12 protein-coding genes and 1 pseudogene are annotated in these 9971 nt (G+C 51.9%); 11 read left to right on the forward strand and 2 right to left on the reverse strand.

Annotated features, from left to right (window positions below; translation table 11 throughout):
• Positions 1–51: 51 nt before the first annotated feature.
• Positions 52–1341, forward strand: coding sequence for a site-2 protease family protein (locus APY94_RS10305; protein ID WP_058939543.1), 1290 nt, complete (start codon positions 52–54; stop codon positions 1339–1341).
• Here the strand turns inward: APY94_RS10305 and APY94_RS10310 are convergent.
• A complete protein-coding gene (locus tag APY94_RS10310; RefSeq protein ID WP_169791815.1) occupies positions 1331–1903 on the reverse strand; it encodes a hypothetical protein in 573 nt (190 codons plus the stop codon). The genes APY94_RS10305 and APY94_RS10310 overlap by 11 nt on opposite strands.
• Before the next feature lie 120 nt (positions 1904–2023).
• Between APY94_RS10310 and APY94_RS10315 the strand changes: the two genes are divergently transcribed.
• The 4 genes from APY94_RS10315 (at position 2024) to APY94_RS10330 (ending at position 3664) form a co-directional block, all read left to right on the forward strand.
• The gene (locus APY94_RS10315) at positions 2024–2473 is read left to right on the forward strand and encodes a class III signal peptide-containing protein (RefSeq protein ID WP_058939545.1); all 450 of its coding nucleotides are present in this window, start codon (positions 2024–2026) and stop codon (positions 2471–2473) included.
• 89 nt (positions 2474–2562) lie between these two features.
• On the forward strand, positions 2563–2916 hold the full coding sequence (locus APY94_RS10320; RefSeq protein WP_157065526.1) for a hypothetical protein: 354 nt from the start codon (positions 2563–2565) through the stop codon (positions 2914–2916).
• A gap of 58 nt (positions 2917–2974) precedes the next feature.
• Positions 2975–3265 (forward strand): hypothetical protein, encoded by a 291-nt coding sequence (locus tag APY94_RS10325; RefSeq protein ID WP_157065527.1) that lies wholly within the window; start codon positions 2975–2977, stop codon positions 3263–3265.
• Positions 3266–3664: a putative toxin-antitoxin system toxin component, PIN family gene (locus APY94_RS10330; RefSeq protein ID WP_058939548.1), complete on the forward strand. Its 399-nt coding sequence runs from the start codon at positions 3266–3268 to the stop codon at positions 3662–3664. It abuts the gene before it with no gap.
• 16 nt (positions 3665–3680) lie between these two features.
• On the opposite strand, the gene APY94_RS10335 is transcribed toward APY94_RS10330, so the two are convergent.
• Entirely contained in the window at positions 3681–4979 is a 1299-nt protein-coding gene (locus tag APY94_RS10335; RefSeq protein WP_058939549.1) for an RNA-guided endonuclease InsQ/TnpB family protein, read from the reverse strand.
• 296 nt (positions 4980–5275) lie between these two features.
• On the opposite strand from APY94_RS10335, the gene APY94_RS10340 reads away from it, so the two are divergent.
• From APY94_RS10340 to APY94_RS13715, 6 genes and pseudogenes are all read left to right on the forward strand, one after another.
• Positions 5276–5833, forward strand: coding sequence for a hypothetical protein (locus APY94_RS10340; RefSeq protein ID WP_058939550.1), 558 nt, complete (start codon positions 5276–5278; stop codon positions 5831–5833).
• 80 nt (positions 5834–5913) lie between these two features.
• Positions 5914–7017 (forward strand): AAA family ATPase, encoded by a 1104-nt coding sequence (locus tag APY94_RS10345; RefSeq protein WP_058939551.1) that lies wholly within the window; start codon positions 5914–5916, stop codon positions 7015–7017.
• A gap of 175 nt (positions 7018–7192) precedes the next feature.
• Positions 7193–7429, forward strand: coding sequence for a pro-sigmaK processing inhibitor BofA family protein (locus APY94_RS10350; protein ID WP_058939552.1), 237 nt, complete (start codon positions 7193–7195; stop codon positions 7427–7429).
• 102 nt (positions 7430–7531) lie between these two features.
• Positions 7532–8779 (forward strand): peptide chain release factor aRF-1, encoded by a 1248-nt coding sequence (gene prf1, locus APY94_RS10355; protein ID WP_058939553.1) that lies wholly within the window; start codon positions 7532–7534, stop codon positions 8777–8779.
• Between the two features lie 491 nt (positions 8780–9270).
• The gene (locus tag APY94_RS13710) at positions 9271–9528 is read left to right on the forward strand and encodes an SPASM domain-containing protein (RefSeq protein WP_245610463.1); all 258 of its coding nucleotides are present in this window, start codon (positions 9271–9273) and stop codon (positions 9526–9528) included.
• Between the two features lie 148 nt (positions 9529–9676).
• A pseudogene (locus tag APY94_RS13715) lies at positions 9677–9971 on the forward strand (RNA-guided endonuclease InsQ/TnpB family protein); the annotation flags it as partial.

Here is a 9971-nt window from a genome sequence, read left to right on the forward strand (position 1 = left end):
AGAAAAAGGTAACTTTTTAACCCCTCCCGACTCTTTATTCTGGGAGGAAAAATGTCGAGGGGAATTTACGAGTGCGTCAGGTGCGGCCGCAGGGAGGTCGTCGACTCCAGCGAGCCGGTTCTGGAGAGAAGCTGCCCCGCGTGCGGCGGCGACATGGTTCTGGTGGGCTTTGAGGCCGGGGCCGAAAACGCCGAAATCCCCGGAGCCCCGAACGAACCATCCGTCTCCCAGCGCGTTCCTCTCCACGCCGTTCATCCAGCGGCACTTCCGCCTGCCGTGGAGGCGAAGCTGAGTGAGTTCTACATCATCGAGCCCCGCGGGGTCGAGGGCAACGTCTTCACATTTGAGGTCAGGGATGTCCTGGAGGAAAACTTTGAAAGGGTCCTGAGGGAGCTCGAGGAGCTCGGCTACTGGGCGGCCCTCAAGAGGCGCGGGGGGAAGGTTCTCCTCTACGTCTTCCCCGCCGGGGAGGTCAAAGAAGACAACCGCTGGCTCCCCTGGGTTTTCCTAATCGCGACGATATTCACCACGTTCCTCGCCGGATACTGGCTCTCCCTGAGCTACATCTCCCTCCTCGACGAATACGGCCTGCCCGGGATAAGAAACCCCTACGTCAACGCGCTGGCATTTTCAATAAGCGTCATGGCGATACTCGGAACCCACGAGCTGGGCCACAAAATAGCCGCGGCCTACCACGGCGTCCGCGCCACGATGCCCTACTTCATCCCGTTCCCCAGCATGCTCGGGACGATGGGCGCGGTGATAAGGGTGAAATCCCCCCTGCCAACGAGGAACGCCGCCATCGACCTCGGCGTGAGCGGCCCGATAGCGGGTTTTCTCGTTGCCATCCCCGTCAGCATAATAGGGTTAAAGCTGTCGGTTCCAGTTCCCATCAGCATGGTGCCGCCAACGGGAGGGATAACCTTCGGCGAGAACCTCTTTTTCATGTTCATTGAGAAGTACGTGGTGACGTTCCCCGAGAACAGCGTCGTGTTCCTCCATCCGGTGGCAATAGCCGGCTGGGTCGGAATACTGGTGACCTTCCTGAATCTCATCCCCGCGGCCCAGCTTGACGGGGGCCACATAGCGAGGGCGTTCCTGGGAGAGAGGACGCACCGCTACCTGACCACGGCCGTTGGGCTCGTGCTCATAGGCATGAGCTTCCTCTGGGTAGGATGGCTGATATGGGGAATCCTCGTCCTCATGATGGGGGCCATGGGCAACCCCGGCGCCCTCGACGAGGTGTCTCCAATATCGAAGAAGAGAATTGCCCTGGCGCTGGCGGCGCTGGTGCTCTTCATACTCTCCGCAACCCCCGCCCCGATAAGCGCTACCGGCTGACCCGTCCCTTCTTTTTCTCCTTGAGTATCTGCTCGATGTCGTAGTATATCGAGTCCCTCGAGACCCCGAACATCCTCGCTATTTCGGAGATGTTGAGGACGCGGGGGTTGTAGTTGAACTCCTCAAGAACACGTCCCAGGAGCCGCCTGCGCTCCTCAACGGTGCACTCGTTCAGCGGCCGCATCTCCAGGGGAGCGTTGTAGACGGCAACCGCGACTGCGTAGGTTCTCCTCGTGACCGGCGTGATGTACGTCCCTATCTCGAAGTCGACAACGGACGCACCGGGCGGGAGCTTCAGGTTCACCTTCTCAACGGCCTTTGCTATCGCGTCAGCCCTGCTCTTACCTGTTGAGTACTCAGCTATGACCCCCTTTGCCATATCTTGATGCGGATCGACCAGTATCGTAACGGTAAGGTTCATAAAAGCTCCAAAGGAGAGATCTATCTTTGCGGATGATATGAAGCCCGGGCGACGTGACAGGATTTCCTCCGACTGGAGTACGACGTTCCTTGTACAATCTTCAACGCTCGCAGAGTCGTGTTGGATACTTACCAATTCCACGGGACCACCCCTTGAGGTTTCCGCAATATTGAGTATGCTTCCCCTAAATTTGGGCAGAAAGCTATATAAGTTTTTTCGGGCCTAGAATAAGGTGAAGTAACTCCCCGGAGGTGTCGGAAAATGTTCAGGCTAAGAAGGAAGAAGGGTCAGGGCGCCATCGAGTACCTGTTCATGATCGCGGCGGCCCTGGTTATAATACTGATTGCGGTTAGGTATGTTGGTCAGAGCACGGGCACTGCCAGCCAGCAGGCGGACATAGCTTCTCTTCAGAGCCAGGCAGAGCTTGCTAAGAGCACTCTCACTGCAGCGGGAGTCTGGAATGATAATTATAATGTCAAGCTTGATGATACCAAGAACATTTTGTCTATTGAAAACAATGGTAATCCTGTATGGAACGCAACTGCTACGCATGAGAGCGAGTATGAGAGCCTACAGATAGGATCAAACTCCCTAACTGGTGGCAATGGCATCCCCCTCAGCGACGTATACAACACCTGCTCCTCTGGTGGAGACAACGCAAAAGCAGCCTGCTATGTGCTCGCAGACCTTGGGAACGGACACAAAGTGTGATTAAGTGATCTTTTTTAACTCTTTGTTTTTTAGGGGGAATTGCAATGAAGGCTCAAACTTCTCTTGAATACCTTTTTATGATAGCAACTGTGTTCATCATAATATTTGTGACACTTTTTGCATATAACAGGGGATATTTACCCACCGCACTATCCCTCGGTGGAAAAGTTGATAAATCCCAACTCCAAGACAACGCCCAGCTCATCATCTCCCAGCTCAAAATAAAAGGCGACTGGAACGCCCTCAAATCCAAGACCGTCTCCCTCTCAACCTCGAACGGCGCAACGACCTGCACCGTCGATGGGACATCATACAGCGGCACCCGCCCGGGGACTATAGATTATTCAACGGACGGCAAGACCCTTGAGGAAATCTACAACGACTGCATGGACGGAGAGGCAGGGGCGTGCGAGGTCATAATCTGCGCGCTGGGGACTGAGTGAGGCGAAGAGGTGAACCTCTTCAGTTAACCTTAAGAGCTTGAAAACCAAGGAAAAGCCGGTGGGAAGGGTGGCGGTAAAACTTTCGGACAGGCGGGTGTTTGAGTCAATCGTCGATGGCCTTGCCCGGGCAATTAAAGAGAAGCCCGAGGACGTTGTGTGGTTCTTCCAGGTTAAGGAGCTTATGAGGAGCATGGATGAGCCGATGGATGACAGTGAAGCGTGGGATGCTATTCTTGAAGACAACAAAGCAGTTGAAATGAGTACAGGGGCCCTCATAGAGACGGCACGCGAGAGGCTTAAAAAGTTCAGGAGGATCGAGCGGAAGCTCAAAAAGCTTGGAGTGATTTGAATGGCTAAAATAAAGGTAGTTCTGGACACTTCCATTTTAATCAGTGCACTGAAGTCCAGGGACACCCGGAGAAGTCCGTCGGTGAGAATCCTCCGCCTTCTCCGCGATGGAGTGGTGCTCAATCACGGCTCCCCCGAAACCCTGAAGGAGATGAAGGAAACCCTGGCGGTTCTCGGAATACTCACCGGGAAACCGCAGAAGGCAAGGGCGATTTATCACCTGGTTCTGAACCACACTGAAAAACTATCCCCCAAAGTCAGGTTTGAAGAGGACAGAGAACTGGTGGAAAAGGTAGGCCATGAGGATGACATTAAGTTCCTGGACGTGGTTTATGCCGCAAGGGCGCGGTATTTGGTGAGCATGAACACAAAGCACCTGCTGACCTCCTTCCCGTCGTGAAGGGCGAGGGTTCGGCTTAACCCCTCGCCAATGACGGGGAGGTTTGAGGGGTCTCATTCAAACCCAAGTTAAAGCAGGTCTTCGACCCCTCGGGGAGGGTCTTCCCCCCGTTACCCCTCCTCTGAGCGTAAAGACCGCTCAGATTCGGGGTTATGGTTTTCACCACCTTCTTCAAAATATTAAACGCTCCAACTAAGTCCGCATTAAAGATAAGCCCCGTCACGGGACACTTAAATAACCCACGAACAAACCTCGCCCCCTCGTGGGGCTTCCCGCAGACGGGACAACGCTTAGACGTGAAAGCCTCATTAACGACAATAACGCTAATACCATACTCCTCGGCGACCTCGATTAAGCGTTTAATGACACAGTTAAACCGCCAGACGTGAGAGAGAAGATAATTTTGTTTTTTACCCTTATCAGAGTTTCTGGCTATTCCCTTTGGATAGCCCACCACAATTCTGGAAACTCCAAGGTGGTAGAGTTTTTCCACCGTTCTTCTTACTGCTGTGTTAATGTAGTGTTTGGCTTGAAGCTTAGCCTTTTGATGCATTCTTGCGAGCTTTCTACTCTTCTTTGCCCCGCTTTTGTTGATTTTTGACTGATACCCCGCTATTCTCCTCTGCCAATAGAAGGCTATTGACTTCAACGGCCTTCCGTCCACTAAAAAGCTCTCACCATTCTCGACATAAACGGCCATCAAATTGTTCACTCCTAAGTCTATTCCCGCCGAGAGGTCTCCCAAGGGTTGTCTTGGAACTTCTACCCATTCCTCACCCTGAAGTTTCTCCTTTACCGTGTAACTGATGTGAGCATACCACTTCCGCCTTACTGGGTCATAAGTTATTTCCAGTCTACCCTGCTTGCCTTTAAGGTGTATTCTACCCTTGAATTGAACTTCCAGCCTTTTGAACTTTCCGAGACCCTTAAGGATTAGTTTGTTCCCTTCAATCTTGTATTGGTCGTTCCTGAGGACTATTAAGCCTCCTTCTTTGATGTAGTTTGGTGGTTTTGGTTTAAGCCAGTTGGGGAGTTCTCCGTTCCTTTTGTTCCTGATGAGTGAGAAGAATGAACGCCAGATTTCAGCGTTCTTTCTGCAAATTTGCTGGACTGTTGCCGAGCCTATCTCGGATTTAAACTCCTCATAGACAATTTTCTCGGTTTTGAGGAAGTCTACAGGCTTTCCCTCGAAGAATTCCTGCCTCCTAAGGTAGTTTACCCTGTTCCAGACTTTGGAACTAATTTGGACTAACTCTTTGAGTGTCTTCTCTTGAGCTTTTGAGGGTTGTAGTTTAACGGTTACTGAACGCTTCATTTCAAAGTATGGTATCTTTTTAGGTTTTAAAATAGTTTGCTTTCCTGCTCTCAGGCTGGTTTTTCGATTATTGCATCCCCGCCCTAAAGGGCGAGGCTTTCAGAAGAGAAAAGGTAAAGCTCAGGAATCCCAAGACGCTCAAGTTCAATCTAAAGCGCCATTGGTTTTATATCTTCAAGGACTCGGAGTTTTTGAGGCATTTAAGGGAACGGTACAAATGGGATGTATGAGCCATACAGTTCCCCAGAAAAGCATTTAACCTTTCGCGAATACTAAAGATAAAGCTGGTGATCGAAATGGGGCTGTTTTCCTTTGGATCAAAGAGGGATAAAATAAAGAAGCTGATCGAGGAGGAGCGCTTCGACGAAGCGGTCTCCATGGCGGTCAAGGACAGGAAGGCACTGTCCGGCCTCATCGAGCTCCTCGACGAAAACGCTCCGGGCATCAGGGGGGACGCCCTGCTGGTGCTCAGCATGGTGGCCGAGCGGAGGGGCGACCTCGTGGAGGGCCGGCTGAGGACGGTGTTCCCAAAGGCTGTAACCCTCACCCTAGATAGGAACCCGTACGTCCAGGAAAACGCCATGGTGCTCTCCTACGAGCTCGCCAGGCGGTTTGGAGGAGCTGTGAGAGCGCTGCGGGCGGAGGTAAGCGACGATATAATCAGGGCGCTGGTCGAGGGCGGCCGGAACCTCAAGGGGTTCGCGGCACTCATGGCGGGACAGCTCGGTATGACGGAGGCAAGGCCCTACATCGAGGAGCTCGTGGGCGTCGAGGATAAGGTTATACTCCCGTTCGAGGGCAGGAAGTGGGTGCCGCTGGGGGAGATAGCGAGGGAGGCCCTTGAAAAACTCTAGGCGATACCACCAATTCGGGGGAGGCATGGGATAGAAAAACTTATCAGTGGGAACCCCCTGAACCGGTTCAGGGGGTATCCATGTCAAGACTTCATCTCGGAAAGAAGGGTGAGAAGGCACATTTCTTTGATCAGAGGCCCAGAAAGGACGCGAGCAATCTGTTTGGCAGGGATGAGGAGATTGAGAAGCTGTCCAGGGCGCTTGAATCCCGGAGCTGGGTCGCAGTACTGGGGCCCCGAATGGTGGGGAAAACAAGTCTGGCGTGGGCGGGGGCCAATGTATTTGCCGGAAAAAACGGATACCGCGTTGTTTTTGTTGATTTAAGGGATACAGACACGTTTAGAGGGGCCACCGAGAAAATTCTGGGGCGTTTACCAAAGTCGACCCTGGACAAACTCTCAAAGCATATCTCCGAGGTCTCCGCTTCGGCACTCGGGGCAGGCGTTGCTGTCAAGCTCAAGGAGAGCACCTCAGCAAGGCAGGCTTTGGTGGACGCTTTCTCCACACTAAAAGACACCGTTCTCATTCTTGACGAGGTCCAAAACATTCAGCAGGGCGTGCCCCATTTTCTAAAAGCCTTGGGCTCGATTTTTAATGAGAACGATTCACTTCTAATCATCTTCACTGGATCCTACGCGGGTGTCGTCAGGAAACTCTTTGAATCGACTCATGAGGATCCTCTTTTCGGAAGGATACCCATTGAGATACGCCTCTCCCCGTGGTCAGAGGACGTTGCAGAAAATTTCCTTGAAACGGGGTTTGAGAGGCTTGGAATAGGGTATACGCGTGGAGAACTACGGGAAGTCATACGGAGACTCGGCACCCTGCCGGGATGGCTGAATCTTTACGGAGTGAGGAGGTACATCGAGAGGGATCACGAAAGAGCCCTGAGAACCGCGATGGGTGTGGCGGTCAGGGAAGCTCAAAAAGAGCTGGAGCATCTGCTGGAGGGAAGAACACCTAAGGCAAGGGCAGTTATCAAACTGCTTGCCTTCGGGGCCACCTGGGGAGAGCTGCTGGAGACGGGAATCACGAAAGGGGCCCTAAGTCACCTGTTAACAATCTTAATCGATGAGCTTTTTATCGTAGATAAAGACGAGTCTGGAGTTTATTACTTCAGCGACCCGGTCTACCGAAAGGCCGCAATGGGACTCTCGATCTTGGGAAAGGATGCCCAACGTTGAGGAAGGTTATACTCCCGTTCGAGGGCAGGAAGTGGGTGCCGCTGGGGGAGATAGCGAGGGAGGTCCTTGAAAAACTTCCATAAGCTGAAGTCAAATTGATGTACTTCCTCCATCATTCCATTTATGTTACGAAAGATTAATAAGCCCGCTCGTTTTAACTACTTCAGGTGATACCATGTTAGCGGAGTTGCTGTTCCTGTTTTTCCTGTTCCTGGCCATCATGGTGGTGGTCAAGGTAGGCTTTACCATAATCAGGTATCTGGTGGCCAACGCGATAATCGGCCTGATTATCCTGTGGTTCACGAACTGGATAGGCATTTCAGACGTGTCATTGACGGCGCTTAACGTTCTGGTGGTCGCCATAGGCGGAATCCTGGGCGTCATAGCCCTCATAATAATCTCATGGTTCTAGCTGAATCTTCCTCCATTCCTAAACTTTTATAAATTCCCTGCTTTTTTCATTCTCAGGTAGCGGAAACTGGCTGGAAAAACGTTCTGAAGGGGAGTGATGCTCATGTCTCACAAGTCAGCCGAGATGTATGAACTCAAGAAGAAGGTCGAGGAGCTGAAGGGTTATCGAGGTCGAGCCACCGAACTGGTGAGCCTCTACGTTCCGGCTGGATACGACCTGAACAAGGTCATGCAGCAGCTGAGGGAGGAGTACGGAACGGCCCAGAACATCAAGAGCAAGTCAACCCGAAAGAACGTCCTCGGTGCCCTTGAGAGGGCAATGCAGCACCTCAAGCTCTACCGCAAGACCCCCGAGACCGGCCTGGCCCTCTTCGTCGGAAACGTCAGCGAGCAGGAGGGCGTCAGCGACATAAAGCTCTGGGCGATAATCCCGCCCGAACCCCTCAGGGTAAGGCTCTACCGATGCGACCAGACTTTCATCACCGAGCCGCTGGAGGAGATGCTTCGCGTCAAGGACGCCTACGGCCTCATAACCGTTGAGAAGAACGAGGCCACCATCGGAGTCCTCCGCGGAAAGCGCATTGACGTCATAGACGAGCTGACCTCCAACGTCCCCGGCAAGACGAGGGCCGGTGGTCAGTCGGCCAGGCGTTACGAGCGCATCCGTGAGCAGGAGACCCACGAGTTCATGAAGCGCATCGCCGAGCACGCCAACAAGGCCTTCCTCCCCCTCCTGGAGAAGGGCGAGCTGAGGGGCATAATCATAGGCGGCCCGGGACCGACCAAGGAGGACTTCATAGACGGCGAGTACCTCCACCACGAGCTCAGGAAGAAGATAATCGGCGTCGTTGACATCAGCTACAGCGGGGCCTACGGTCTCAAGGAGCTCGTCGAGAAGGCCAGCGACATCCTCAAAGACCACGAGGCCATAAAGGAGCGCCACCTCATACAGAACTTCTTCAGGCACCTCGTCAAGGACACCGGGATGATAACGTACGGTGAGAACGAAGTCAGGAAGGCCCTGGAGCTCGGCGCCGTCGATACGCTCCTCATCAGCGAGGGCTACGACAGGGTCAGGGTTAGGGTTAAGTGCAACAGCTGCGGCTGGGAAGAGCTCAAGACCATGAGCGAGTCCGAGTTCCACGTTTACAAGAAAAAGCTCACCCACTGCCCCAAGTGCGGCAGTCAGAACCTCAGCTTCGAGAAGTGGGACGTCGCGGAGGAGCTAATAAAAATGGCGGAGGAATCCGGCTCCGAGGTGGAGGTCATCTCCCTCGACACCGAGGAGGGCCAGCAGTTCTACAAGGCCTTCGGCGGAATCGCCGCGTTCCTGAGGTACAAGATTCAGTGAGTTCCTGTGCGTCTTCTTTTTTCTTCAATCACACGGGGAATTCAGGAAGGACGCTTGAACTCAGCCCAGCACCTCGGCGAGCAGCTTTCTTATATCCTCCTTCACTTCGTCTCCATCATGTACGGGGGTCTAAGGACGGGTATACAGAAGGGTTTTAGATGTAATACCAAAACTTGGAGAGCTGGATATGCCTCCGGTTGTTGTAGTGTCTATATTCAATCGCAACTTACACTCCGTTTTTAAAATAGCAGAGCTAGTTATGAATCTGGGTGCAAAGGCAATAAAATTTAATCCAATACTCCCAATAGGAAGAGCTAAGTATTATAACATCTCTCTGTCTTTCTCCCAATACTAAACACTCATAGAGTATTTAATCCAGCTATACAACAAATATCCCGGCAAAAATATGGTCTATGGTACCTCATTATCTGCTCACGAAATACGGAAGGAGAGACCTAAACATTTCAAGAATGGCATGCAACTATACAAAAATGCTTGGGATTTTACCTGATGGAGGAGTGTCGTTGTGTGGTATAGGAACTGAACATCCAGAGACTGTGATAGGAAACATAAAAGAAGAGAGCCTAAAAGACATATGGTATAGTGGCAGAGGTTTTTTAGGGGAGCTTCGTAGAGTAAAACCTGATGAATTTCAAGGAATTTGCAGCAGATGTATTCTAAGGGGCTACTGTGCAAATATATGCCCGGCATTTGCATATGAAGAGTACAAATCATTTACCTTCTTCTGAAGGCCTCGTCCTTTAGGGCGGGGATGCAGTGATTGGGAGACCAGCCTGAAGGCAGGAAAGCAAAACTATTTTAAAGCCTAAGAACATTACCATACTTTAGAATGAAGCGGTCAATAACGGTAAAACTACAACCCTCAAAAACCCAAGAGAAACATTCAAATCCGAAATAGGCTCGGCAACGGTTCAACAAATCTGCAGGAAGAACGCCGAAAGCTGGAGAAGCTTCTTCTCACTCTTAAGGAACACGCGGAACGGAGAACCCCCCAACTGGCTCAAACCCAAACCACCAAACTACATCAAGGGAGAAGGCTTAATAGTCCTCAGAAACGACCAATACAAAATTGAAGGAAACAAACTAATCCTCAAAGGCCTCGAAAAGTTCAAACGCCTCGAAATTCAATTCAAGGGGAGAATACACTTAAAGGGCAAGCAAGGGCGATTAG

This window comes from Thermococcus celericrescens (assembly GCF_001484195.1).
Taxonomy (GTDB): Archaea; Methanobacteriota_B; Thermococci; order Thermococcales; family Thermococcaceae; genus Thermococcus; species Thermococcus celericrescens.